Raw genomic sequence first — 24,999 nt, 5'->3', positions numbered from 1 at the left:
AGCGCCGCACGATAGTTGCGATGATCGTTCCTCACGCTCCAGCGTGGGAATGCAGTTCTCGACGCTCTGCGTCGTCAAGAGGACGCGGAGCGTCCAGAACGGTATGCGACGCGGAGCGCCGCACGATAGTTGTGATGATCGTTCCTCACGCTTCAGCGCGGAATCCCTAGGGCACGCAAACGTCGGTACAGGGTGCGTTCGCTCATTCCCAGCTCTCTGGCCAGCTCACTGCGCGAGCCATTGAACACTCGCAGTGCATGGGCGAGTCTCTCCAGGCCGTCGTCCTGCTGGCGGTACGTCACACCACCCGCTTCGCCTTGGCCGCGCACCTCGGCGGGCAGGTCCTGCGCGCGAATGATGCCGTCGTCGGTAAATAAACGGGCGCGTTCGAGTATGTTGCGCAGCTCGCGAATGTTGCCGGGGTAACTGTACAAACTCAGCAGCTTCATGGCCTCGGCGTCGACACGCGGAGCAGCGCCGGGAGCGATGCGTTGCAGCAGGCTGTCGATCAGCAGCGGCAGGTCATCACTGCGTTCACGCAGGGCCGGCAGGCGAATCGGAAAGGCGCTGATGCGGTAAAACAAATCCTGACGAAAGCTGCCGTCGGCGACCATCTCCCGGAGCGGTTTGTGCGTGGCCACCACCAGCCGAAAATCCGAGTGCACCGTGCGCAGGCTGCCCACCGGACGAAAACTGCCCGATTCGATCAGCCTCAACAGCTTGACCTGCATGGCCAGCGGCACCTCACCAATCTCATCAAGAAACAGCGTCCCGCCATGAGCGGCTTCAGCCAGACCGGTCTTGCGCTGCAATGCGCCCGTGAATGCGCCCTTCTCATAGCCGAACAGCTCGCTCTCCAGCAGGGTTTCGGTAAGCCCCGTGCAGTCGACCACCACCAGCGGCCCGGCGGACCTGGCGCTGCTGGCGTGCAGTGCGCGCGCGAACAATTCCTTGCCGGTGCCCGACTCGCCCTGCAGTAACACCGGAATCTGCGCGGGCGCCGCACGTTGCAGAGCGCTCAGAACCTCCTTGAACGCCGCCGAGCGCCCCACCAGCCCGTGTTGCTGCGGCTGGACGGATGCCACCGCCACCGAGCTCAGTCGCTCGACATAAGCGATCACCTCACCCTGATCATCGAGAATCGGCCGCAGCTCGACATCCACATGCTCCGGGCCGCGCGGAGTGTGATGAATGTGCAGCAGACGCTCCGGAAGCCGTGTTTCATGGGCCTTGCGCATCGGGCAATGCTCGCCGGCCTGATCGCATGGCACCGCAAACTGATGCGACACCCGATAACACTTCTCGCCCACATGCGGCGTGCCTTCGACGCCGAACTGGCGCTGGTAGGCGGTGTTGGCGGCAATGATGTTGTAGTCGGTGTCGAGCACGATGGTCGGTCGCAGATCATGCTCGAGGTATGACACCAGCGACTGCATGCGACTGCCGGGAAAATCGGTGGCGATGAGGTTCATGGGTGCTCCTGTGGGCTGGGCGCAGCTTAACCCATCCGTCTGCCAGCGTGTGCCATGGACTGCCAAATGACTGCCAGAATGTGGCAGTCCGCAGGTTTGTCAGTTGATCCAGGTGCTCTTAAAGAATTCCTAATGCCTTTATTTACTGGGCTGAACAGGCTTTGCAGTGATTGGCATGGTTATTGAGACATCATGGCAACGACTGCCAACCGTCCGGCCTGACCAAACGGGCCTTGAGGCGATTTACAGCCATGGGAATTGCACATGATCATCGGTGAAAAACTCCATGTCGAAGCGCTCTTCGACACGCATACCTGGACCATCAGCTATCTGGTGATGGACCTGCACAGCAAGCAATGTGCGCTGATCGACAGCGTGCTCGATTACGACCCCAAGTCCGGCCGCACCAGGACCGAGTCTGCCGACCGGATGATCGAACGGGCGCAGGCGCTGGGCGCCTCGGTGCAGTGGATTTTCGAAACCCACGTGCACGCCGATCACCTCTCGGCAGCGCCGTATCTGAAACAGAGGCTGGGTGGGCAAATTGTCATTGGCAGCCACATCACCGCCGTGCAGGAAACCTTCGGCACGCTGTTCAACGCGCCGCCTGACTTTGCGCGCAATGGCAGCCAGTTCGATGTGCTGCTGGAAGACAACGCGTCGTTCGCCCTCGGCACGCTTGAGGTCAAGGCCATGCACACGCCCGGGCACACGCCGGCGTGCATGAGTTATCTGGTGCAAGTCGGTGACGCCACGGTCGCGTTTGTCGGCGATACGCTGTTCATGCCTGATTACGGCACCGCCCGGTGTGACTTCCCGGGGGCCGATGCGCGCACGCTGTATCGCTCGATCAAGAAACTGCTGGCGCTGCCGCCGGAGACCCTGCTGTTCATGTGCCACGACTACCTGCCCAATGGCCGTGAGCTGAAATACATGACCACGGTTGCCGAACAGCGCGCCAGCAATATCCATGTGCACGACGGTGTGGATGAAGACGCGTTCGTCGGCATGCGCGAAGCCCGCGACGCGACGCTGGACATGCCGGTGCTGATGCTGCCTGCGGTGCAGGTCAACATGCGCTGCGGACACTTTCCCGAGCCGGAAGACAACGGCGTCGTCTACCTGAAGATCCCGCTCAATGCCCTTTGACCGCTGCCCGCCTTGGGAAACCCTGTGATGAATGCTTCGACAACAACCTGTCAGATCCTGATCGTCGGTGGCGGTGCTGCCGGTATCGCCACTGCCGCAAGCCTGCTCGCCCGGGACGCTACCCTGCAAATCACTTTGGTCGACCCTGCCGATACCCATTATTACCAGCCCGGCTGGACCATGGTCGGTGCGGGGATCTTCACCCCGCAGTCGACGGCGCGCAGCATGGCTTCGCTGATTCCAAAAGGCGTGCAGTGGATCAAGGCTGCAGTAGCGACCTTCGAGCCGCAGCACAATGCGCTGACGCTGGGCGACGGCCGCGTGCTCGGTTATCAGCAACTGGTGGTCTGCCCCGGCCTGAAGCTGGACTGGTCGGCCATCGACGGGCTGGTGGAAACGCTCGGGGCCAATGGCGTGACCTCCAACTATCGCTATGACCTGGCGCCCTACACCTGGAAGCTGGTGCAGAACCTGAAACAGGGCCGCGCGCTGTTCACTCAGCCGCCCATGCCGATCAAGTGCGCCGGTGCGCCACAGAAGGCGATGTACCTGTCCTGCGATCACTGGTTGAAAAGCGGCCGTCTCGCGCAGATCGATACGCAGTTCTACAACGCCGGTGGCGTGCTGTTCGGTGTCGCCGACTATGTGCCAGCGCTGATGAAGTACGTCGAGCGCTACGCCATCGACCTCAGGTTCAGCCATCGGCTGGTCGCCGTCGACGGGCCTGGCAAGCGTGCTACGTTCATCCGCACGCAGGCCGATGGCAGCAGCGAGACCGTCGAGCAAAGCTTCGAAATGTTGCACGTAGTGCCGCCGCAGATTGCCCCCGACTTCATCCGCAGCAGCCCGCTGGCCGATGCCGCAGGCTGGGTGGACGTGGACCCTGCCACGCTGAAGCACCGCCAGTTCGCCAATGTGCATGGCTTGGGCGATGTCACCAATACCAGCAATGCCAAGACCGCTGCAGCGGCACGCAAGCAGGCGCCGGTGGTGGCCAACAACGTGCTGGTCGCGCTGGGTCGTCGGGGTGAATCCGCTGTGTATGACGGTTATGGCTCGTGCCCGTTGACGGTCGAGAACGGCCGCATTGTGCTGGCCGAATTCACCTATGGCGGCAAGGTCGCGCCGAGCTTTCCGCGCTGGCTGCTGGAGGGTCGCCAGCCGACCCGACTGGCCTGGTGGTTGAAAGCGCGAGTGCTGCCCGCGCTGTACTGGCATGGCATGCTCAAGGGCCGTGAATGGCTGGCCAAACCGAAAAAGGCTGACACCCGGCATGGATGAGCATCAGTTACTGGGCGTTGGTCTGGGAACCATCATCGGTATGGTGCTGGCGCTGACCGGAGCGGGGGGCGGCATTCTCGCCGTGCCGCTGCTGGTCTTCGGTCTCGGTCTGTCGATTGTCGAAGCCGCGCCTGTCGGTCTGCTGGCCGTAGGGTTGGCGGCGGGGATCGGTGCTGTGCTGGGGCTGCGCCAGGGCATCGTCCGCTATCGTGCGGCCGGGTACATCGCGTCCATTGGTGTACTGATGGCGCCTCTGGGCCTGTGGCTCGCTCATCGACTGCCCAATACGCCGCTGGCCTTGGTCTTTTCGGTTGTGCTGCTGTACGCCTGTGGACGCATGTTCATCAGGGCCAGCCGCGAATTGCGCCACGGAAAGCCGGCGCCGCGCGCAGAGATCCTGCCCTGCGTGCTCAACCCGTTGCAGGGCCGCCTGCGCTGGACCATGCCCTGCCTGCGCGCACTGACGCTGACCGGCGTGGGCTCCGGGTTGCTGTCTGGGTTGTTGGGGGTGGGCGGCGGGTTCGTGATCATTCCGGCGCTGACCCGCTACAGCGACCTGGACATGAAGAGTGTCGTGGCGACGTCACTGGCGGTGATCGCCCTGGTCTCGACGGGCAGCGTTATCACCGCGTCACTGAGCGGGGTGATGCACTGGGCGGTCGGTGCGCCGTTCGCGCTGGGTGCAGTCGTCGGCCTGATCATCGGCAGACAAGTCGCCCGCTACCTCGCCGGCCCACGCCTGCAACAACTTTTCGCCGTATGCGGCATTGTCGCGGCGTTCATGCTGGCGTTGTCCGTGCGATAACAGCACGAGGACGCAGAGCGTCCAGAAGGGCATTCCCACGCGGAGCATGGGAACGATAAAAATCGTGAAGCGACTATCGTGCCAACGCGGAGCGCGGGAATGATGGAAGTCGTGAGGTGACTATCGTGCCAATGCTCCGCGTTGGCATGCAGTTCGTGACGCTCTGCGTCACATGCCCGTGCTGACACCGCGCACTCAAGATCGGACGCAGAGCGTCCAGAAGGGCATTCCCACGCGGAGCATGGGAACGATAGCTGGAGGGCGGGCTTAAAGCTTCTGCCAGACCTTCGGTTTGAAGAACAGCGTCTCGCCCTTGGCCAGGCCCACCAGGCTGTCGTGGTCTTTCACCACTTCGGCCTCGATCAGTTCGCTCTGCCCTTCCACTTTCAGGGTGACCCGCGTCGTCGCGCCCAGTGGGCGGATGTCGCGGACTTCGGCGGCGTGGTGGTCTTCGATTTCCTGGCGGGACAGCGACACCTCATGCGGACGGAACAGCAGGTGACCCTCCTCGCCCAGGCTCAGGCGATTGGAGTCGCCGAGGAAGTGGTAGACGAAGTCGTTGGACGGGTTCTCGTAGACCTCGCCCGGCGAGCCGATCTGCTCGATCACACCCTTGTTCATCACCACGATGCGATCGGCCACTTCCATGGCCTCTTCCTGATCGTGAGTCACGAACACCGAGGTCAGGTTAATGTCCTCGTGCAGGCGCGCCAGCCAGCGACGCAGCTCCTTGCGGACCTTGGCGTCCAGCGCCCCGAACGGCTCGTCCAGCAGCAGCACTTTTGGCTCGACCGCCAGGGCGCGGGCCAGGGCGATGCGCTGGCGCTGTCCACCCGACAGTTGCTCCGGATAACGGTCGGCCAGCCAGTCCAGCTGCACCATGTTCAGCAGCTCATGGACCTTCTCGGCGATCCGTGTCTCGTTCGGGCGCTCGCGTTTGGGCTTCATGCGCAGGCCGAACGCGACGTTATCGAACACCGTCATGTGGCGGAACAGCGCGTAATGCTGGAACACGAACCCGACGTTGCGATCACGCACGTCGTGACCGGACACATCTTCGCCGTGGAACACAATGCTGCCGTCATCCGGGGTTTCCAGACCGGCAATGATGCGCAGCAGGGTGGTCTTGCCGCAGCCTGACGGGCCGAGCAACGCCACCAGCTCGCCACTCTGGATGTCCAGACTGATGTTGTTCAGGGCCTTGAAGGCGTTGAAGTTCTTGCTGACGTTACGGACTTCGATCGACATGATTATTCCTCCGCCGCGTTATGGCGCAGACGGTTAATGCGGGATTCGCTCCACTGCTTCAGCAGCAGGATGAACAGCGCCAGGATCAGCAACAGGCTCGCCACGGCAAAGGCGGCAACGTGGTTGTACTCGTTGTAGAGGATTTCGACGTGCAGCGGCAGGGTGTTGGTGACGCCGCGAATGTGCCCGGAAACCACCGACACCGCGCCAAACTCACCCATCGCCCGTGCCGTACACAGCACCACGCCGTAGATCAGGCCCCATTTGATGTTCGGCACCGTGACGTGCCAGAACATCTGCCAGCCATTGGCGCCCAGCAGCCGTGCGGCCTCTTCTTCCTGAGTGCCCTGCTCCTGCATCAGCGGGATCAGCTCACGCGCAACGAACGGCACGGTGACAAAGATGGTCGCCAGCACGATACCCGGCAGGGCGAAGACAATCTGGATGTCGTGATCCTGCAACCACGGCCCGAACAGCCCCTGCGCACCGAACATCAGCACGTAAACCAGACCGGCGATGACCGGCGACACCGAGAACGGCAGGTCGATCAGCGTGACCAGAATGCTCTTGCCACGGAACGAGTATTTGCTCACGCACCATGCGGCGCTGACGCCGAACACCAGATTGAGCGGCACCGAGATCAGTACCGCAATAACCGTCAGCTTCAACGCCGACAGCGCGTCCGGCTCGAGGATCGCGGTAAAGAACGCGCCCAGACCGTTTTTCAGGCCCTGGGACACCACGATGAACAGTGGCAGCCCTAGAAACAGGACGAACACCAGCCAGCACAGGCCGATCAGAATGCGTCGCGACACCGCGCTGCCACGACGGGCGGCGTTGGCAGAGGCGGCGGCTGAAACAGATGAATAAGACATGTTCTGCGCCTCCTCAGGATGGGGTTTCAATGCGCCGCTGCAGCAGGTTGATCAGCAGCAGCAGAATGAAGGACACCACCAGCATCATCACGCCGATAGCGGTTGCGCCGGTGTAGTCGTACTGGTCGAGCTTGACCATGATCAGCAGCGGCAGGATCTCGGTTTTCATCGGCATGTTGCCGGCAATGAAAATCACCGAACCGTACTCGCCCACGCCACGGGCAAACGCCAGGGCGAAGCCGGTCAGCCAGGCAGGCAGCAACGCCGGCACGAGGATGTGGCGAAACACCTGTAACGGACGCGCGCCCAGGCAGGCAGCGGCCTCTTCGACTTCCTTGGGGATATCGGCCAGCACAGGCTGCACGGTGCGCACCACGAACGGCAGGGTGACGAAGGTCAGCGCCAGGGTGATACCCAGCGGGGTGTAGGCGATCTTGAAACCCAGATCAGCCGCGAACTGGCCGACCCAGCCGTTGGGCGCGTACAGCGCTGTCAGGGCGATACCGGCCACTGCGGTGGGCAGGGCGAATGGCAGATCGATCATCGCATCGATGACCTTGCGCCCGGGGAAGGTGTAGCGCACCAGCACCCAGGCCAGCAGTGTGCCGATCACACCGTTGATGAGGGCTGCGTAAAAGGCGGTGCCGAAGCTCAGCTTGAGTGCCGCGATCACGCGTGGTGCCGTGATGATGGTCCAGAACTGATCCCAGGTGAGCTGCGCGGCATGTACGAACATGGCGGCGAGCGGTATTAGCACAATCAGACTGAGGTACACCAAGGTGTAGCCCAGCGTCAGCCCGAAGCCGGGTATGACGGGGGAGATACGACGCGACATAAAAGTCCCTGGTTTCACTTGCACGAAGCCCGGAGGGTAATCCGGGCTGTTTGGCCAAGCCTGCGATGCCGCTCGGGCGGCATCCTCATTTCGGCTTATTGCGCCTGATAAATCTGGTCGAAAACGCCGCCGTCATTGAAAAACTTCGGCTGCGCAGTTTTCCAGCCACCAAAGTCTTTGTCGATAGTCACCAGATCGAGTTTCGGGAATTGCTTCTCGTACCTGGCGGCCACTTCGGCATCACGTGGACGATAGAAGTTTTTCGCAGCAATTTCCTGACCTTCCTTGCTGTACAGGTGCTTGAGGTATTCAGTCGCGATTTCGGTGTTGCCCTTCTTCTCGGCGTTCTTGTCGACCACGGCGACAGGAGGTTCGGCAAGGATCGACAGCGAAGGTACGACGATGTCGAACTTGTCCTTGCCGCCGTCTTCTTTCAACGCCAGGAACGCTTCGTTTTCCCACGCCAGCAGCACGTCACCCTGACCGTTGTTGACGAAGGTGATGGTCGAACCGCGTGCGCCGGTATCCAGGATCGGCACGTGCTTGAACAGCGTCTGCACGTATTCCTTGGCCTTGGCTTCGTCACCGCCGCCCGCCTTCAGGCCGTAGGCCCAGGCGGCCAGGAAGTTCCAGCGCGCACCGCCGGAGGTTTTCGGGTTCGGTGTGATCACCGAGACGCCTTCCTTGGTCAGATCGCCCCAGTCCTTGATGCCTTTCGGGTTGCCCTTGCGCACCAGAAACACGATGGTCGAGGTGTACGGCGTGCTCGCGTCCGGCAGACGGGTCTGCCAGTTTTCGGGCAGCGTCTTGCCGAGCCTGGCGATTTCGTCGATATCACCGGCCAGTGCCAGGGTCACTACGTCAGCGCGCAGGCCATCAATCACGCCACGCGCCTGCTTGCCCGAGCCGCCGTGGGATTGCTTGATCTCGACCTTGTCGTCCGGATGGGATTTTTTCCAGAAATTAACGAATTCTGCGTTGTAATCCTGGTACAGCTCGCGGGTCGGATCGTAGGACACGTTGAGCAGTTCGTAATCCTTGGCGACAGCCGAGCCTGCGAAAACAGCACTGGCGAGAGCCGCCAGCGCAAAACGGCGAATGGACATAGATTGAAGCTCCTGGAAATGCTGTGTGTTGGCTTTTTTGATTTCTTGGCGCGTCAGAACGGCATTCGCACGGGCGCGTTGCTGTTTTTCAGGGGGGTATCAGGAGTCAGGATGAAACCCTCCGGTTGACCAGTCGGGTGATTGCCGCTTCAGTTCTGCTTGGCAGGGTTCTGCAAACGAAACTTTTCCTTGCGCTCGATCTGCACCACCTGTGCGTTGTGCACGGTGATTTCGACGGCACCAAAACGCAGGTCACGCAACGCACTCTGAATTTCACGCAGAATGGCTGCTTCGTCCTGACCGTCAACACTACGTAGAGATGCGCTCATTGTCTTAATCCTTGAGAAGTGAGGGGCCTGCCGTCGCGACTGGGGGCGATGGCGTATGGCGGTGAGGCAATAATAGTGAGGTGCGGATATTCTTAAAAAGACTATTTAAGAATGCAGATATAACCAAAAAGACTTTATAAGGGTGGAAGCCACTCAGGGTGCATTGCACACCCTGACCCGCGTTATCAGTGGGGGCCTGAACTAGTTGAACGCGGGCGCGTGCGTCCAGTCAATCGACTGTGCCGCCATGGGCCGGGCAAACCAGTAGCCCTGGCCCAACTCGCAACCGTTGCTTAACAGGAATGAAGCCTGACTGGCGTGTTCGATCCCCTCCGCCAGTACACGCATGCCCAGGCTCGAAGCCAGCGCGATGACCGTCCGTACAATCGCGATGTCATCCACGTCGCCCGGCAGCCCGGCCACGAAACCCTGGTCGATCTTGAGCTTCTGCACCGGCATGCTCTTGAGCCGCAGTAGCGATGAGTAGCCTGTGCCGAAGTCATCGATGGCCAGACTCAGGCCCAGTTCACGCAGGCGATGCAATTGCTTGATGGCCTGTTCAGGGTCCTCCATGACGGCACTTTCAGTGACTTCCAGCTCAAGAAATGCCGGATCGAGGCCGGTCTCGTTCAAGACCTCAGCCACTCGCCGATCGACATCACCACGACTGAACAGGCGGCTGGACACGTTGACCGCGACGGACGCAATCGAGACGCCTTCTGCCAGCCATGCCTGCATTTGCCGACAGGCAGTATTCAATACCCAGGCATCGATATCGGCGATGAGCCCGTTCTGCTCGGCGATAGGGATGAAATCGCCGGGCGAAACCATGCCACGAGTCGGGTGCTGCCAGCGCACCAGCGCTTCGACCGCGCAAATACGTCCGGTTACCAGGTCGTAAACCGGTTGGTAGAACACCCGCAATTGGTCCTGCTCGATGGCCTGGCGCAGCTCGCTGGCCAGTTGCACCCGCTGCTGGGCGTGGGCGGTCAGCTCTTCGGTGTACAGCGCAAACCCTTCGCGGCCATCGGTCTTGGCCTTGAACAGCGCCGAGTCGGCATTGCGCAACAATTGCTCGGCCGTCAGCGCGTCACCGGGAAACAGGCTGATACCGATACTGGCAGTGACGAACAACTGATGCCCGCCAATCGGGTACGGCGCTTTGAAGGCATTGATCACCTGCTGCGCGAGCGCTGCGGCATGCACCATGTGCGTACAGTTTTTGACCAGCAGCGCGAATTCGTCACCGCCCAGCCGCGAGACCGTCATACCGCTATCGGCCAGCGCATTGAGACGTTCGGCTGCCGCCTTGAGCACTTCGTCGCCGATGTTATGGCCAAGGCTGTCGTTGATGTTTCTGAAGTTGTCCAGGTCGACCACCAGCAGCGCACAGCCGCGCTTGCTGGAGCGCGCCGAGGTCAGCGCCTGGCTGATACGGTCGGTCAGCAGCAGACGATTGGGCAACTCGGTCAGCGCATCGTAATGGGCCAGTTGCGCCAGTTCCTGTTCGGAGCGCTTGATGGCCGTGATGTCGGAAAACACCGCCACAAAATGCCTGGCCTGCCCGTCTTCACCCTTGATGCAGCGGATGGTTTGCCATTGCGGATAGATCTCGCCGCTTTTGCGCCGGTTCCAGATCTCTCCGCTCCACTGCCCGGCACTCTGCAGTGAGTGATACATCTGCCGATAAAACTCGGGGCCATGACGACCGGACTTGAACTTGCTGGGGTTGAAACCCAGCACCTCGTCGGCCTGATAGCCAGTGATGTCCACAAACGCACGATTTACATGGACAATACGCCCTTCGGCATCACTGACCAGCACACCCTCACGCGTACTGTCGAACACCACCGCCGCCAGCAGCAGCCGGTCATAGTCCTGTTGTTGGCGCTCAAACAGCGCTTCGCCGCCGACGATGGCCTTCAATTTGTCACGTGCAATGAAGATCATGACGGTGCTGAGCAACGCCCAGCCGTAACCGATCATCTGTTGTCCGACGGACAGTCGAGCCGGATCCTTGACGAAAAAAGACAGCAGGGCGCTGCCTGTCGCGAACCACAGAATCGACAGCAGCCCATACAGAACGGCGGTTCGCAGCGCGTTACGGGAATAATCGGACATAAAAAACCGAGCCTTACGAAAGGTCTGGATTATAAAGCAAGAAACATCCTGCGACGCTTATCTGCAAGGGTGACTGGTTTTCTGAGCCATGTCAGTGATAATGCCGTTGCGACTTTTTTCTTCACAGGTATTTCTACGAGGGCCAAACAGCCTATGTGGTACAACGGTTTGCTCGACCTTTCCGTCTGGCAGTTAATAGCGGTCACGCTGGTCATGACCCATATAACGATCATTGGCGTTACGGTCTATCTGCACCGCTATTCAGCCCACCGCTCCCTGGAGCTCAATGCGGGTCTGAAACACTTCTTCCGCTTCTGGCTGTGGCTGACCACTGCCCAGAACACCCGCGAGTGGACAGCCATCCACCGCAAACACCACGCAAAATGCGAAACCGTCGACGACCCGCACAGCCCGGTCGTCAAGGGTCTGTCTACGGTACTGCGCAAGGGCGCAGAGCTGTACCGCGAGGAAGCGCAGAACCAGGACACCCTGCGGATCTACGGCAAGAACTGCCCGGAAGACTGGATCGAGCGCAATCTGTACTCGCGCTACAAGCTGCTGGGCATCGCTTTGATGGCGGTCATCGACGTGGCGCTGTTTGGCGCGCTCGGTATCACGGTCTGGGCCGTGCAGATGATGTGGATTCCCTTCTGGGCTGCCGGTGTGGTCAACGGGCTGGGTCATGCGGTCGGCTATCGCAACTTCGAGTGCCGCGATGCAGCCACCAATCTGGTGCCGTGGGGCATCGTGATCGGCGGCGAAGAACTGCACAACAATCACCACACCTACCCCAACTCGGCCAAGCTGTCGGTCAAGCCCTGGGAGTTCGACATGGGCTGGGCATGGATCAAAGTGTTCAGCTTCTTGGGTCTGGCCAAGGTCCAGCGGGTCGCGCCTATCGCCCATCGGGTCGAAGGCAAGGGCCATATGGACATGGACACCGCGATGGCGATCCTCAACAACCGTTTCCAGATCATGGCGCAGTACCGCAAGCTGGTCATCGCGCCGCTGGTTACTCAGGAACTCGGCAAGGCCGACGAGTCGGTGCGTCATCAGTTCCGTCGTGCCAAGCGCCTGCTGTCGCGTGAGACCAGCCTGCTCGATGACAGGCATCACCTGCGCATCCAGACCATGCTGGAGCACAGCCATGCGCTGAAAGTGATCTACGAAAAACGCCTCGCGTTGCAACAGATCTGGGTCAAGACCAGCAGCAACGGTCACGACATGCTGTCGGCCATGAAAGAGTGGATTCACGAGGCCGAAGCCAGCGGCATTCAGTCCCTGCGCGAGTTCGCCGACCAGCTGAAAACCTACTCGCTACGCCCCGCACACGCCTGAACCGTTGATCGGCGCGCCATCCCCTGGCGCGCCGGTCCCGGAACTTATCCCCTCCCCGTCTATCTCATCAACTTTCCCGCCAATCGGGATAGGGCGCCTTACTGGCCGTAAACGTTTGAGATGGTTCTTATGGAAAAGCAGCCTTTCACTTCCCTACCCGGCTCACCGATCACTGATATGCCCGCAGCCGCAGAAACCCTGTTAGCCCTGATGCACGCTCAGGCAGAAGTCGCACGTCTGAGCGAGCGCGAACAATTGTTCAGCTCGTTGCTGGTGAGCGTGAACGCTGTTTTGTGGGCGTTCGACTGGGAAACCCAGCACATGATCTATGTCAGCCCGGCCTACGAGCGCATCTTCGGTCGTTCGGCGGGCCTGCTGCTGGCTGACTACAGTGAGTGGCGCGACAGCATCTACCCCGATGACCTTAACTACGCCGAGCGCAGCCTGAACGAGGTCATCGAGAAAGGCTCGATCGAGGACCGCGAGTACCGGATCATTCGTGCGGATGGCGAAGTACGCTGGCTCAGCGATAAATGCTTCGTCAGTCATCGTGCCGACGCCAGCCAGCGTCTGATCGTGGTGGGTATCGCCGAAGACATCACCGAGAAGAAGCACCTCGAGGATGAGCTGCAACGCCTGGCGACCACCGATGTGCTGACCCAGAGCAGCAACCGCCGGCACTTTTTCGAATGCGCCCAGCGCGAGTTCGAACTGGCTCGCCTCAACGGTACGCCGCTGGCGTTTTTGCTGCTGGACATCGATGACTTCAAGCTGGTGAACGACACCTACGGCCATCAGGAAGGCGATACCGTACTGCAACGCATCGCCGAAAGCGGTCGTTCGGCATTGAGGCGTGGTGACCTGTTCGGGCGTATCGGCGGTGAAGAGTTCGCCGCAGTATTCCCCGGTTGCGCGCCGGACATGGCCATGCAGATCGCCGAGCGCCTGCAACGCGAGATCCAGCGTCAGAATTTCCAGTCCGGCGGCACCACTTTCAGCATCACCGCCAGCCAGGGCCTGACCAACCTGGGCGCGGACGACCCAAGCCTCGAAACCCTCTACGGCCGCGCCGACGCCGCGATGTATCAGGCCAAGCGCCAGGGCAAGAACCAGATCGTACTGGTCTGAAATGCCTTCTCGAATGTAGAAAGCACGACTGGCCCCTTCGCGAGCAAGGCGGATCGCCGCCCCGGTCGCCCCCGCGGGAGCACGAGGTATCTTGTGGGAGCGAGCTTGCTCGCGAAGACGGTCTTCCTGATCAGCAAATCTTCAGTGGCTGTACCGGCCCCTTCGCGAGCAAGTGCGCACACAGCATCAAGCCCTGTGGGAGTCTGCGGTGCCCTGTAGGAGCGGACTTGTCCGCGAAGAGGGCGGTACATTCACTGCGTTGGCTGCGTTTGGAATATAGCTTTCGCGAGCAAGCTCGCTCCCACGGGAGCGCGCACGGCATCAAGCCCTGTGGGAGTCTGCGGTGCCCTGTAGGAGCGGACTTGTCCGCGAAGAGGGCGGTACATTCACTGCGTTGGCTGCGTTTGGAATATAGCCTTCGCGAACAAGTTCGCTCCTACAGGAGTACGCGGTACCTTGTGGGAGCGAGCTTGCTCGCGAAGAGTCCGGTGCAGTCCATTGCTTTTCTGCGTCAGGAATACCGCCTTCGCGAACAAGCTCGCTCCTACGGAGTACGCGGTACCTTGTGGGAGCGAGCTTGCTCGCGAAGAGTCCGGTGCAGTCCATTGCTTTTCTGCGTCAGGAATACCGCCTTCGCGAACAAGTTCGCTCCTACGGGAGTACGCGGTACCTTGTGGGAGCGAGCTTGCTCGCGAAGAGTCCGGTGCAGTCGATGGCTTTTCGGCGTCAGGAATACCGCCTTCGCGAACAAGTTCGCTCCTACGGGAGTACGCGGTATCTTGTGGGAGCGCGCACGGCATGACACCCTGAGGGAGCGGCTGGGCGGCGATTCGCCTTGCTCGCGAAGGCGTCGGTCGGGTTTTACTTCTCGGGCGAACCCTGAACAGCGGCTGCCGGATCCTCGATTGCAGCAGGCTCTTCAGCAGGTGCCTCAGGTGCCACGTCGAGCAACCCATCTTCGACCGCCTCGGCAGCCACCTCAGTTTCGGTCGTCAGCGGCCTCAGCAAACTCGGATCCGTCACCCCCGTCAGCTTCTTGCGCAGGCGCTGCAAGTCACCGACGCTGAGCTTCAACAGTTTGGCCGACTTGGTCTTGATCAGCGTGGTGACACTTTCTTCCTCGCCCAGGCGAGCCATCTGCCCCGCCAGGTTCATTGCCAGCACTTCGCGCGTGTAGATGCCGGTGTTGTACTGATACACCGCAGCGATCAGCTCACGCAGTTCCAGCGGCAAACGCCAGCGCGTGCGCAGAGCAGAACCGAAGGCAGCGGAATACTGCTCCAGAGACTGCCCGATCACCTGCTCATCCAGTTGGCCGCCAGCCAGCAGCCACTCCTGCAGACAACCCAATACCGCCAGGTCACCCAGCGACTGCAACAGCCCGGCGCTGAAGCAGCGCTCCGCATCCAGCTCCAGCATGCCGCCCAGAATGCGTGCGTAATCTGCCGTGCGCTGCGACAGGGTCCAAAGCTCATGGGCCTTGGCCAGCAACGCATCATTGGTCAGCACCGCCATACGCTTTTTGGCCAGGCCTGACGCGATATTGGCACCCTGCACCGGCCCGAGAATGGCCAGCGCCCCGCCCATGGTCTGGATCGGCTTGCCCAGATGCTGCGCCGCCGTATTGGCAGCTGCGATCAGTACTGCCGTGATGTGCGGATCGTTGCGCAGCTCCTGCTCCAGCAAGGCGGCGTCGATGCCGCTGGCGGTCTGGCTGAGCGTCACCGCCGTGGCGACATCGACGAACAGCGGCGCGCCATCGGCTATATCACGGCGTTTGTCGAGAAACTTGGTCAGGGTCAGGCCCGGCGTCAGCGCGGGCACCGCACCCGCAACCGGGGCACTGCGTTCCAGCAACAGGCCTTCAAGACGCTGGCGCAGCCCTTCGGTGTTCAGTGGTTTGGTCAGGTAGGCAGTCGGCGCCAGCGGCACGACTTCACGCACGCTGGCGCTGTCATTGCGATTGCTGATCAGAATGAACGGGATGGCGGGCTGACGACGCAGATTGCGCACGCCCCGCAGCAGGCTCAGGCCATCGATCCCCGGCAGCTCGCGGGCGGCGATGATCAGGTCCGGCAGGTGTTTTTTCATCCACTCGACGGCCTGTTTGCCATCGGTGCACATCTCCAGCTCGATATCCGCACGCACGTCCAACACCAGGTCGCTAAGCGTCTCGCGAACCCATGGATCAGACTCGGCTATCAGTACGCGAGGAACGGCGGGCAAAACTACAGCGGTCATCATGACTCTCCGATGTCAATGCGATCACCTTAGCCAATGCAAACGTCCGGATATACCCAAAACAGCGAAATACCCTGCTCAAACGCAAAAAAAACCCGTCGAAACGGGCTTTTTTTGTCTGTTTGGTCATAAATTAATCAATTCATGACTTCACACTTTTTACGCGATTTCAGCAAAGCATTCGTCGAGAATGGCCAGGCCGCGGTTCAGCAATTCGTCTTCGGCGGTCAACGGCACCAGCACGCGCAACACGTTGCCGTAAGTACCGCAGGACAGCAGAATCAGACCCTTGTCACGCGCCTTGGCAACCACCTGAGCCACGGCAGCGGCGTTAGGCTTGTGCGAATCGCCGTCTTCGAACAGCTCGACAGCGATCATCGCACCCAGCGCACGCACTTCACCGATAACCGGGTACTTGGCCTGCATCGCCTTGAGCGAGGTCACCAACTGCTCGCCAACCGCCTTGCAGCGCTCCAGCAGGTGCTCTTCTTCGAAGATGTCCAGCACCGCCAGTGCCGCAGCACAGGCCACCGGGCTACCGGCATAGGTGCCGCCCAGACCGCCGGGTGCGATGGCGTCCATGTATTCAGCCTTGCCGCATACGCCCGCCAGCGGGAAGCCGCCTGCGATGGACTTGGCGAAAGTAGTCAGGTCAGCCGCAACGCCCATCTGCTCCATCGCGAAGAACGTGCCGGTACGACCCGCGCCGGTCTGCACTTCGTCAGCGATCAGCAGAATGCCGTGCTTGTCGCACAGCTCGCGCAGACGCAGCATGAAGGCCTTCGGCGCCACGTAGAAACCACCTTCGCCCTGAACCGGCTCAATGATGATTGCAGCGATGTCCTTGGGCTCGGCGTCGTTCTTGAAGATGCGCTCGATGCTGGCGATGGAATCGTCAACGCTCACGCCATGCAGTTCGCACGGGTACAGCGCACGGAAGATACCGCCTGGCATCAGGCCCATGCCGGCCGAGTAAGGCACGACTTTGCCGGTCAGGCCCAGGGTCATCATGGTGCGGCCGTGGTAAGCGCCGGTGAAGGCGATAACGCCCGCACGACCGGTCGCAGCACGGGCGATCTTCACGGCGTTTTCCACCGCTTCGGAACCGGTGGTCACCAGCAGGGTTTTCTTGTCGAAATCGCCTGGCACTTTGGCGTTGATCTTCTCGCACAGCTCGACGTAAGGCTCGTAGGCCAGCACCTGGAAGCAGGTATGGCTCAGCTTGGTCAGCTGCTCTTGCACAGCGGCGATGATCTTCGGATGCAGGTGACCGGTGTTCAGAACGGCAATACCGCCCGCGAAGTCGATGAACTCACGACCTTCCACGTCGGTAACGGTCGCGTTCTTCGCCGAAGCAGCAAAGATCGGGTGGATCTGACCAACGCCACGCGGGACGGCTGCATGGCGGCGTTGCATCAGGGATTCGTTAGTCTTGCTCATGTATTCCTCATTCGCCGCTCATCGGTCGGCGTGGGTCAAGGATCAAGCGGACCGGATCAACTGCGGCAGCATACGATGATCGACTGCTGCAGCCTTCAGGCCACCAGGAAACTGCGGTGCAACAAAAGCCGATGACACGTCGCTCTCGCGCGCCATCGGCTGCAATACCCGAGCGTCGGTCAGACCGACAGGCAGAGGTATTTGATTTCCAGATAATCTTCGATGCCGTACTTGGAGCCTTCACGGCCCAGGCCGGACGACTTGATACCGCCGAACGGTGCCAATTCGTTGGAGATCAGGCCGGTATTGATACCCACCATGCCATATTCCAGCGCCTCGGCAACACGGAACACGCGGCTCATGTTCTGTGCGTAGAAGTACGACGCCAGACCGAACTCGGTGTCATTGGCCATCGCGATCACTTCGGCCTCGTCCTTGAAGCGGAACAGCGGGGCCAGCGGACCAAAGGTTTCTTCCCGGGCCACGGCGGCATCTTTCGACACGTTGACCAGAATGGTCGGTTCGAAGAACGAGCCTTCCAGGCTGTTGCCACCGGTCAGCACGGTTGCGCCCTTGCTGACGGCGTCGGCGATATGTTCCTTGACCTTGGCCACCGCCTTGTCGTCGATCAACGGGCCGGTGGTGACGCCTTCTTCCAGACCGTTACCGATCTTCAACTTGCCGACCGCCACCTTGAGCTTCTCGGCGAACGCGTCATACACCGCGTCCTGCACATAGATGCGGTTGGCGCACACGCAGGTCTGGCCGTTGTTGCGGTACTTGGAGATCATCGCGCCTTCGACCGCCTTGTCGAGGTCGGCATCGTCGAACACGATGAAAGGCGCGTTACCGCCCAGCTCCAGGGAAACCTTCTTGATGTCCTTGGCGCACTCGGCCATCAGCTGGCGACCAATGTCGGTCGAGCCGGTGAAGGACAGTTTGCGCACGATCGGGTTGCCGGTCAGCTCGGCACCGATATCGCCTGCGCTGCCGGTCACCACGCTGAACACACCAGCCGGGATACCCGCACGCTCGGCCAGTTCAGCCAGGGCCAGTGCCGAGAACGGCGTTTGCGACGCAGGCTTGAGCACCATGGTGCAGCCCGCCGCCAGTGCCGGACCGGCCTTGCGGGTGATCATTGCCGCCGGGAAGTTCCACGGGGTGATCGCCGCCGTCACACCAATCGGTTGCTTGAGCACGATCAGGCGCTTGTCCGGCTGGTGACCAGGGATCACATCGCCATAGACGCGCTTGGCTTCTTCGGCGAACCACTCGATGAACGACGCGGCGTAGGTGATCTCGCCCTTGGCTTCGGCCAGCGGCTTGCCCTGCTCCAGTGTCATCAGCAGACCCAGATCGTCCTGGTTCTCGATCATCAGCTCGAACCAGCGACGCAGCTTGTTGCCGCGCTCTTTGGCGGTCAGTGCACGCCAGGCCGGCAGCGCCTTGTCAGCCGCCTCAATTGCCCGACGCGTCTCGGCTGCGCCCATTTTGGGCACAGTGCCGAGGATTTCGTTATTAGCAGGGTTGTTGACCTTGATCGACTGACCACCGTCCGCATCCAGCCACTGGCCGTTGATGTAGGCTTGCTGGCGGAACAGTGTGGAATCTTTGAGCTGCATGTCGGCCTCCTAAACAGCATCGCCCGAGAGGCGACGCGAACAATTGATATCGATGCACCCCATTTGGAAGCCATCGTCAGGAAAACATTCCATCGGGTTCCAGCGCTGCGCAACGCATGAAGGCAGGAAGACCGAACAAGAGCGTTTGAAATCTCAAACGAATCCTAGGCATTGCGGGGGGAAAGGACAATAGCCCGTTCGAAAAAAAGAACGGGAGTACGGAGGTGTGTAGTTTTCTGATCAGCGCCGAACCTGACCGCAAGGCAGCCGCAGCGTGATCAGGCAGCGCATAAAAGCCGTGAGCGACCACGGAGTAACCGGCGAAGGTCACGATCAACCTCAAGGCATTGCCGAACGACCCGATCATCGTCCTGGCCGGGCCGTGGCTGATCGAGTTCGACAGCGCCATGAGCACCGCATGGCCCGGCGCAGGTTTTAACCCACGCCTGTAGCGCTATCGATAATCCGGAAGCGTGAAGGACTGAATCGCCGGGGTCAGCGCCTTGGCAGCACGCTTGCTGATAAAGGGCGTTGCCACCAACCGCTGCACGGCGCGCAGGATTTTCACCCCGGTCTGACTGCGAGGGTGGACCAGACGCGGAACAAGTTTCGGCACGCTCTGCGACTTTTTCACCACAGGGCGCAGGACATATTCGTACGCGGCAAGCGCCTCGGCAATGGTGTCGGTCTTGGTGAGTTCGCCCGCCAGCACATACGCACCAATCAGCGCCAGCGAAGCACCCACCCCGCCCAACGGCGTGACACACCAGGCCGCATCGCCCAGTAACACCACAGGGCCGCTCGACCAGCGATCGATCTTCACCTGACGCAAGTCGTCGAACCAGAAATCCTCCGCAGCCTCCATCCCCTCCAGCAGACGAGGCACCTCCCAGCCCGCGCCTGCAAACGACGCCCGGAGAAACGCCTTCTGCTCGGCAACACTGTTGCCTACCGCAAGGTGGCTTCGGCCGTGCACATTAAAGAACGCACGCGTCGTACCGCGATTGTCCGGACGAACACCCGCACTGCGCCCGCCCACCGCGTTATACCAGCGCGCGGTCTGGCTATCGGTCGGTGCCCGAGGCACGGTAAAGAACGCGCTGGCCAAGTCCATCCGGCGCGGCTGGTTCTCGCCGGGGAACACCAGCTCCCGCGTGCGCGAACCGACACCTTCGGCAATGATCAGCAGATCAAAACGCTCCTCGCCACCGCCCTCGAACGTGACCGACACGCCCTCCGCATCGTGCTCGACCGAGACGATACGATCACCAAAGCGATAGAACGCATCAGCAGACGACGCCTCATACAGCAGACGCGCAAGATCACCGCGCAACACCTCAAGCTCAGCCGTCGGGCCGTCTCCGTCCAGACCGGCCATATCGATGCGCGCCGCCGTGCGGTTGTCCTCATCGACCCACGCAAGCCCCGTCTCGCCGGTGTTGAGACCCTTCACCGCCTGCTCAAGCCCCATCAGGCGCAAGACCTCCCGAGCCGCGCCCCGCACATCCACATTCTGCCCGCCATCGCGAAAGGCAGGCGCCTGCTCGACAACCGTGACATCGCAATCGCGCTGCGTCAGCCACCAGGCCGCGGCACACCCCGCGATACTGGCCCCGGTAATAAGAACGCGGCACGGGCTGCGCTCGATGCTTTTGAACTGATTGATAAGAGGCCCTCGGTGAGAACGAACTGACGGAGTGGTATGGGGAGCATCATGCACCACCACACAGCCGTGCCGAAAGCGCAGGTCTGATCCTTTGCGGGCGGTAATGGGTGTGGGCTGATGAAAGGCTGTCGCGGGGCGCGCTGGGTGATTTGTGTCGCACACCGCCCGCAACTGGACGCCCCGTACCCATGTGAGTATCATGGCGCCCGCGTCGCACCAGTAGCTCAGCTGGATAGAGTACTGCCCTCCGAAGGCAGGGGTCGTGGGTTCGAATCCCGCCTGGTGCGCCATCTTCTTTTCCCTTGTGTTCACGAGGGTTGTCGCTACTGCCAGATACCAGTCCTAGTCCTGAAAGTTGTTTTTGCTGCGATCTCCCATTCTCAAGTGTTGCGGGAATGGTCGAAATGGCAGCGATCAGGAGTCGCGGCCCAGCCGTTGGATGAGGACAGTGGGAAGCGCAAATTCGTCGTAAGGGCTATCCAGCCCAGCGCAAAACCTTCGAAACCAAATCCGATGCCCAAGTCTGGGCGCGCATGATCGAAAGCGAAATCGACCGGGGCATCTTTGTCTCTCGAGTCGAGGCTGAACGCACCGCCTTTCATCAACTCATCGATCGCTATATCTCCGAGATCGCTCCGAAGCACAAAGGCGCGTACTCGGAAATCAAACGCCTGGAAGCGCTCAAGCGTCATCCGCTCGCGACACGCATCGTTGCCACCCCCACCTCTTCAGATTTTGCCCGCTACCGTGACGAGCGCCTGAAGACCCGCAAGGGCAATACGGTGAAGCGTGAGCTGGCTTTGTTTCAGTGCGTGATCGAGGTCGCTCGCCGCGAGTGGGGAATTCATCTAGCCGAAAACCCGGTCAGGATGGTCAGTCGTCCCAGCTATAACGACGAGCGCTCGCGACGGCTCGACCCAATTGAAGAGCAATATATGCTCGGCGCGTTAGAGCTTCGTGAGCGACGTGCTGATGGGACCTACGCCGATGCATCACACAATCCTTTGATACGGCCCATCGTCCAACTGGCAATTGAGACAGCCATGCGCCGTGGCGAGATTTTCGAGCTGCGCTGGAAGCATGTGAACCTGGATCGTAGGACCGCGCACCTGCCTGCGACAAAGAACGGACTGCCCAGAACCGTCCCGCTTTAGCCAAAGGCTATTCATCTGCTAAAGAACTTGCCGCGCTCGCTGTGCGGTCGAGTTTTCCCCACCACGGCTGATGCGCTCAAGAAGGCCTTTGTCCGAGGCCTGGAGCGTGCGACGCTGAAATACTTGGGAGATTACGACGTAGCGCAGGTCAGGCCTCAGGAAGACTTTCTGATCGATCTGCGCTTTCACGACCTGCGGCATGAAGCGACCTGTCGGCTTGCGACCAAGCTGCCGAATTTGATTGAGCTTGCAAGCGTGACGGGGCATCGGGAGGTGAACATGCTTAAGCGGTACTACAACATTACTGCGGAGGAGCTGGCGGCAAAGCTGGCCTGATCAGACCACTCCCGTCTGTAGCCATTGCTCAGACGGGGCCCATTTGCATTCGACTTAGGTAGTCGTTTGCATCGAACTTGACCAGTAAAGTTGAGAACTTCGACCCGTAGAAGTAAACCCATTGCGATCGTTGATCAACTACAGAAATAGACCCAGAGCGGCCATTTCAACAATGCTGATTGTCGTCGGTACGATGCTTTCAATCCCGAAGTCTTCAGCGCGCCGATAGGATTTTCGTAAAATCGCGACAAAAATCCAGATTTTTACTCCGAGAGCCACTGTGTGCTTGGAGGCTATTACTTTGGCTTGAAAGTCTAACTTTACTGTAGGAGCAGCTCCCCTATCATGGTCTTAATTACGTCCGGATCCTCATGAAAACCATATTTAGATGCATGTGCTTTGTTAGTATTATGCCCCAAGTAACTACCATAGTAGGCAAAGTAATAACTTCCTATCTTTATGGTCTTTGGCTCTGGACCGCAAAGCAGTGAGTGGAGCTTAAGTAACTGGGCTCTTGTAAAGTAAAAGGGCAAAGTTTTGCTAGGATCAATATCATAAGTCAATTCAAGTTTCAGTCGTGACATAATTCAGCGGCCCAGCTTATGTAATAATTCCCCATAGGATAGCACCTTTTCTATCCGGCTGTTGATTCCGTAGCACCAAACTGCTTGTGCAGTTTTAGGTAATGCTGAACTCTATGGTAAGAATTAATTTTTCTATGCTTATCTTGCGCAAAACTTTTTCAATTTAGGAAGGGGTAAGTGTCGGTTTATTCTCCAGGTAGGTTCCGAACTCTTTCGGTAAACTCCATAAATTTTAGCACCTTGCGTGGTACATCGACGATTCATACTGTCTGTACAACGCACGCGTCAAAAAGGCTGACCACCGTAATCCTAAGCGATTCACCCATGAGCAATTGATTCCTGCGCTCTGGAGCGCAATGCCCTGAAGCCTGAATACGCACAGGAAAAGCTTTGGAGTAGAAATTTTCCGTATGGCGACTTAACCTAAGCGTGATGGAACGGTTTTGGTACAAACACATGGCGTTCTCGTGGGTGTGTGAATTTCGTTTAGCGGTACCGTTAGAATGGCTGAAGAATCCGGTCGCAGTGCCAGAGTTTGGAGTGTTTATCGAATTAGATCTTGATGTACTAGCTGATAGAATTTACTTAGACTCTTATCTAGTCGAGTCCGATATTGAGGCAGTACGCACCGCGGCAGTATACCGTGGCATTTGGTAATCGGGTTCGGGCTTCGAGTCTTCTTGACAGTCCACGTTACAGATAACAGCTAGACGTTAATATGTAGATAGTGGCACTGGAAACTCAACTCCGGAAGGCAGCTCATCAAAGACAATCCAGCTCCGTAACAAGTCCTGATGCTCATGAAGCTACACACTGACTAGCGTCCCGCTCGGTTAGTTCGTTAGTTTAAATCCCAGAAATGATTGCGAAATCATTTAAATAGAAAAATTAATTAACCATGCGGGACACTAGCATCCGTCTAGGTGGGTGGCCGACTGAGGACGGACTGTACTCCGATGTCGGCCACGCCCAACTAAGTTTTGCGTTTAAAGCATATCAATGCTTAGCACTTCACCCGTATCATCCAATACATCCCAAACATAGCTAATCTCAGTTTCTGAGCCACAATTTTGGCACTCAATAGTTCCGGAGCCGGAGTACTGCGTGGTATGACTCCCAGATGACTCTGAGTTTTCAACGTCCAAGGCGGACAGATCAAACTCTATATCTTGGCCGCACTCTTCATTGCTGCATGTAGTTGTTGGCATCTAAATATCCTTATTCCTGCTCAGTAAATATAAGGTTTAATTAAGGAGTAAGCTTTTGCCCGTCCTGCGAGCATAGCGAGCAACTTGAACCGGCGACAAGCCAAGTGCTGGATTGACTGCAACGCTGACTATACCTCAAGCCGAACTGCTTGTGGGCGTTGAAAACCCTGACAACCTGGGACTTCCAAGCTTAACCGTACCTAGCTGAAGACTTCCCATAGAACGATGGGATACGTTCCACCGCCCTCAAATCAAGTGGGTTCTAGAAAACTTTCCACCTAGTCGGGGTGCTTCTGATCGGCAACTATGGGTCGAAAGCCGCCGCTTGGGAACGACCGCTTTTGGCCGACAGCAGTCCATGCAAACGATCGGTCTCCATGGCAGGCTAAAGCCCCCGCTACCGCTCCCCACAAGCCATCTGTTAAAAACATGTCCTAGCTGTTACCTGCTCAGGGCAAGCCCCGAGACCCCACTGCGGCCAATGGCCGGAAAGTTTTGGTAGAACGGCGCTGCCGTCGATGGCTCACAACTCGCTAGAGATGCACCACAGCGCAAGAACCTCATGCTCCGCCAGCCCTTGCCTACGCTGCGCCAATCCGACGGGTGAAATAAGCGCCTCATGTTCGATGAATTGCTGTTCAAGCAACCGCCCTAAAAGCAGCAGCTCTCCCTGCGCTTCGAGTGCGCGAAGCTGCTCGGGAGAATTAAACGCCCAGCGGTCAAGAATCTGCCAGCCGCAGGCATGATACGAAGTCGATCGGCGGACAGAATCGATGGTCGTAGCCGCCAGGACACTGGACGCGATTCTCAATGGCGTGTGGTTAATCAGCATGGGCAGATTCCCTTTGTTGTAGGCAATTGATCATTCGCGTGTTCTGCGCAATGGAAGAGGTTCTGAAGCCGCCTTTGCGTATTAGCTCTCGAATGTGAGCGAGCGAAAAACCGAGACTGGATAGGACGGCAACATCGTCAGAGGCCAGCGCTTGATTGGCCAAACGCGTAGTGGCGTTGGCTTGCTTCAGTTGAGCGATATCTACCTGCCAAACACTGCCTGCAGTTAA

Annotated in this window: 19 protein-coding genes, 1 tRNA gene and 1 pseudogene; 8 read left to right on the top strand and 13 right to left on the bottom strand. The window is 59.4% G+C overall.

The genetic code is table 11. From position 1 onward, the window contains the following. Positions 1-152: 152 nt before the first annotated feature. Positions 153-1,472 (bottom strand): sigma-54 interaction domain-containing protein, encoded by a 1,320-nt coding sequence (locus BLR16_RS27040; protein WP_074809275.1) that lies wholly within the window; start codon positions 1,470-1,472, stop codon positions 153-155. Between the two features lie 264 nt (positions 1,473-1,736). Here BLR16_RS27040 and BLR16_RS27035 point away from each other — a divergent pair, with 264 nt between their 5' ends. The 3 genes from BLR16_RS27035 to BLR16_RS27025 are packed head-to-tail and all read left to right on the top strand — an operon-like array spanning position 1,737 to position 4,707. Continuing rightward, on the top strand, positions 1,737-2,621 hold the full coding sequence (locus tag BLR16_RS27035) for an MBL fold metallo-hydrolase (protein ID WP_003435144.1): 885 nt from the start codon (positions 1,737-1,739) through the stop codon (positions 2,619-2,621). Positions 2,622-2,648: 27 nt separating this feature from the next. After that, positions 2,649-3,902, top strand: a complete 1,254-nt coding sequence (locus BLR16_RS27030; protein ID WP_074809272.1) for an NAD(P)/FAD-dependent oxidoreductase — start codon at positions 2,649-2,651, stop codon at positions 3,900-3,902. Then, entirely contained in the window at positions 3,895-4,707 is an 813-nt protein-coding gene (locus BLR16_RS27025) for a sulfite exporter TauE/SafE family protein (RefSeq protein ID WP_003435140.1), read from the top strand. Before BLR16_RS27030 ends, BLR16_RS27025 begins: the two co-directional genes overlap by 8 nt. Positions 4,708-4,974: 267 nt before the next feature. Here BLR16_RS27025 and BLR16_RS27020 read toward each other — a convergent pair whose 3' ends face one another. From BLR16_RS27020 to dibA, 6 genes are all read right to left on the bottom strand, one after another. Then, positions 4,975-5,955 (bottom strand): sulfate/molybdate ABC transporter ATP-binding protein, encoded by a 981-nt coding sequence (locus tag BLR16_RS27020; protein ID WP_002551393.1) that lies wholly within the window; start codon positions 5,953-5,955, stop codon positions 4,975-4,977. 2 nt (positions 5,956-5,957) lie between these two features. After that, positions 5,958-6,830: a sulfate ABC transporter permease subunit CysW gene (cysW, locus tag BLR16_RS27015; RefSeq protein WP_002551394.1), complete on the bottom strand. Its 873-nt coding sequence runs from the start codon at positions 6,828-6,830 to the stop codon at positions 5,958-5,960. A 13-nt stretch (positions 6,831-6,843) separates the two neighbouring features. Further along, a complete protein-coding gene (gene cysT, locus BLR16_RS27010) occupies positions 6,844-7,665 on the bottom strand; it encodes a sulfate ABC transporter permease subunit CysT (RefSeq protein WP_003367677.1) in 822 nt (273 codons plus the stop codon). Between the two features lie 95 nt (positions 7,666-7,760). After that, positions 7,761-8,771, bottom strand: coding sequence for a sulfate ABC transporter substrate-binding protein (locus tag BLR16_RS27005; RefSeq protein ID WP_003435137.1), 1,011 nt, complete (start codon positions 8,769-8,771; stop codon positions 7,761-7,763). A 149-nt stretch (positions 8,772-8,920) separates the two neighbouring features. After that, on the bottom strand, positions 8,921-9,100 hold the full coding sequence (gene oscA / locus BLR16_RS27000) for a sulfur starvation response protein OscA (protein ID WP_003367675.1): 180 nt from the start codon (positions 9,098-9,100) through the stop codon (positions 8,921-8,923). Positions 9,101-9,301: 201 nt separating this feature from the next. Beyond that, positions 9,302-11,221, bottom strand: a complete 1,920-nt coding sequence (gene dibA / locus BLR16_RS26995; RefSeq protein ID WP_003435135.1) for a phosphodiesterase DibA — start codon at positions 11,219-11,221, stop codon at positions 9,302-9,304. Positions 11,222-11,374: 153 nt separating this feature from the next. Here dibA and desA point away from each other — a divergent pair, with 153 nt between their 5' ends. Continuing rightward, on the top strand, positions 11,375-12,559 hold the full coding sequence (gene desA, locus BLR16_RS26990) for a delta-9 fatty acid desaturase DesA (protein WP_003367671.1): 1,185 nt from the start codon (positions 11,375-11,377) through the stop codon (positions 12,557-12,559). 129 nt (positions 12,560-12,688) lie between these two features. After that, positions 12,689-13,687, top strand: coding sequence for a GGDEF domain-containing protein (locus BLR16_RS26985; protein WP_032609721.1), 999 nt, complete (start codon positions 12,689-12,691; stop codon positions 13,685-13,687). Positions 13,688-14,548: 861 nt separating this feature from the next. Here the strand turns inward: BLR16_RS26985 and BLR16_RS26970 are convergent. The 5 genes and pseudogenes from BLR16_RS26970 to BLR16_RS26945 all read right to left on the bottom strand — a co-directional run bounded on the left by BLR16_RS26970 (position 14,549) and on the right by BLR16_RS26945 (position 20,713). After that, positions 14,549-15,931 (bottom strand): HDOD domain-containing protein, encoded by a 1,383-nt coding sequence (locus BLR16_RS26970; protein ID WP_074809270.1) that lies wholly within the window; start codon positions 15,929-15,931, stop codon positions 14,549-14,551. A gap of 156 nt (positions 15,932-16,087) precedes the next feature. Next, a complete protein-coding gene (gene gabT / locus BLR16_RS26960) occupies positions 16,088-17,368 on the bottom strand; it encodes a 4-aminobutyrate--2-oxoglutarate transaminase (RefSeq protein WP_054082315.1) in 1,281 nt (426 codons plus the stop codon). 179 nt (positions 17,369-17,547) lie between these two features. Further along, complete coding sequence (gene gabD, locus BLR16_RS26955) at positions 17,548-18,990, bottom strand: NADP-dependent succinate-semialdehyde dehydrogenase (RefSeq protein ID WP_074809268.1); 1,443 nt, start codon at positions 18,988-18,990, stop codon at positions 17,548-17,550. 328 nt (positions 18,991-19,318) lie between these two features. After that, positions 19,319-19,399 (bottom strand): annotated as a pseudogene (locus BLR16_RS29420) (LysE family translocator); the annotation flags it as partial. A 45-nt stretch (positions 19,400-19,444) separates the two neighbouring features. Next, a complete protein-coding gene (locus BLR16_RS26945) occupies positions 19,445-20,713 on the bottom strand; it encodes an FAD-dependent monooxygenase (RefSeq protein ID WP_161437962.1) in 1,269 nt (422 codons plus the stop codon). Between the two features lie 156 nt (positions 20,714-20,869). Between BLR16_RS26945 and BLR16_RS26940 the strand changes: the two genes are divergently transcribed. The 3 genes from BLR16_RS26940 to BLR16_RS29040 all read left to right on the top strand — a co-directional run bounded on the left by BLR16_RS26940 (position 20,870) and on the right by BLR16_RS29040 (position 22,146). Then, positions 20,870-20,946 (top strand) — tRNA-Arg (locus BLR16_RS26940). Between the two features lie 243 nt (positions 20,947-21,189). Then, the gene (locus tag BLR16_RS29045; protein WP_241689284.1) at positions 21,190-21,810 is read left to right on the top strand and encodes a tyrosine-type recombinase/integrase; all 621 of its coding nucleotides are present in this window, start codon (positions 21,190-21,192) and stop codon (positions 21,808-21,810) included. Between the two features lie 27 nt (positions 21,811-21,837). Then, the gene (locus tag BLR16_RS29040; RefSeq protein WP_241689285.1) at positions 21,838-22,146 is read left to right on the top strand and encodes a tyrosine-type recombinase/integrase; all 309 of its coding nucleotides are present in this window, start codon (positions 21,838-21,840) and stop codon (positions 22,144-22,146) included. Between the two features lie 2,315 nt (positions 22,147-24,461). Here the strand turns inward: BLR16_RS29040 and BLR16_RS26925 are convergent. Then, positions 24,462-24,770, bottom strand: a complete 309-nt coding sequence (locus BLR16_RS26925; protein ID WP_092194643.1) for a hypothetical protein — start codon at positions 24,768-24,770, stop codon at positions 24,462-24,464. Positions 24,771-24,999 lie beyond the last annotated feature (229 nt).

This window comes from Pseudomonas sp. BS3767 (genome assembly GCF_900099665.1).
GTDB classification, from domain to species: domain Bacteria; phylum Pseudomonadota; class Gammaproteobacteria; order Pseudomonadales; family Pseudomonadaceae; genus Aquipseudomonas; species Aquipseudomonas cerasi.
The sequence above is the reverse complement of the archived record's forward strand: the minus strand, read 5'-3'. Positions and strand labels throughout refer to the sequence as shown.

Excerpts from the sequence above, each read along its gene's own strand:
- BLR16_RS26970 (WP_074809270.1), bottom strand. The coding sequence starts at position 15,931 with ATGATGACCGCTGTAGTTTTGCCCGCCGTTCCTCGCGTACTGATAGCC.
- cysW (WP_002551394.1), bottom strand. The coding sequence starts at position 6,830 with ATGTCTTATTCATCTGTTTCAGCCGCCGCCTCTGCCAACGCCGCCCGT.
- BLR16_RS27030 (WP_074809272.1), top strand. The coding sequence starts at position 2,649 with ATGAATGCTTCGACAACAACCTGTCAGATCCTGATCGTCGGTGGCGGT.
- oscA (WP_003367675.1), bottom strand. The coding sequence starts at position 9,100 with ATGAGCGCATCTCTACGTAGTGTTGACGGTCAGGACGAAGCAGCCATT.
- BLR16_RS27035 (WP_003435144.1), top strand. The coding sequence starts at position 1,737 with ATGATCATCGGTGAAAAACTCCATGTCGAAGCGCTCTTCGACACGCAT.
- desA (WP_003367671.1), top strand. The coding sequence starts at position 11,375 with ATGTGGTACAACGGTTTGCTCGACCTTTCCGTCTGGCAGTTAATAGCG.
- BLR16_RS27020 (WP_002551393.1), bottom strand. The coding sequence starts at position 5,955 with ATGTCGATCGAAGTCCGTAACGTCAGCAAGAACTTCAACGCCTTCAAG.
- gabD (WP_074809268.1), bottom strand. The coding sequence starts at position 18,990 with ATGCAGCTCAAAGATTCCACACTGTTCCGCCAGCAAGCCTACATCAAC.
- BLR16_RS26985 (WP_032609721.1), top strand. The coding sequence starts at position 12,689 with ATGGAAAAGCAGCCTTTCACTTCCCTACCCGGCTCACCGATCACTGAT.
- dibA (WP_003435135.1), bottom strand. The coding sequence starts at position 11,221 with ATGTCCGATTATTCCCGTAACGCGCTGCGAACCGCCGTTCTGTATGGG.
- BLR16_RS27040 (WP_074809275.1), bottom strand. The coding sequence starts at position 1,472 with ATGAACCTCATCGCCACCGATTTTCCCGGCAGTCGCATGCAGTCGCTG.
- BLR16_RS26925 (WP_092194643.1), bottom strand. The coding sequence starts at position 24,770 with ATGCTGATTAACCACACGCCATTGAGAATCGCGTCCAGTGTCCTGGCG.
- cysT (WP_003367677.1), bottom strand. The coding sequence starts at position 7,665 with ATGTCGCGTCGTATCTCCCCCGTCATACCCGGCTTCGGGCTGACGCTG.
- BLR16_RS27025 (WP_003435140.1), top strand. The coding sequence starts at position 3,895 with ATGGATGAGCATCAGTTACTGGGCGTTGGTCTGGGAACCATCATCGGT.
- BLR16_RS29045 (WP_241689284.1), top strand. The coding sequence starts at position 21,190 with ATGATCGAAAGCGAAATCGACCGGGGCATCTTTGTCTCTCGAGTCGAG.
- BLR16_RS27005 (WP_003435137.1), bottom strand. The coding sequence starts at position 8,771 with ATGTCCATTCGCCGTTTTGCGCTGGCGGCTCTCGCCAGTGCTGTTTTC.
- gabT (WP_054082315.1), bottom strand. The coding sequence starts at position 17,368 with ATGAGCAAGACTAACGAATCCCTGATGCAACGCCGCCATGCAGCCGTC.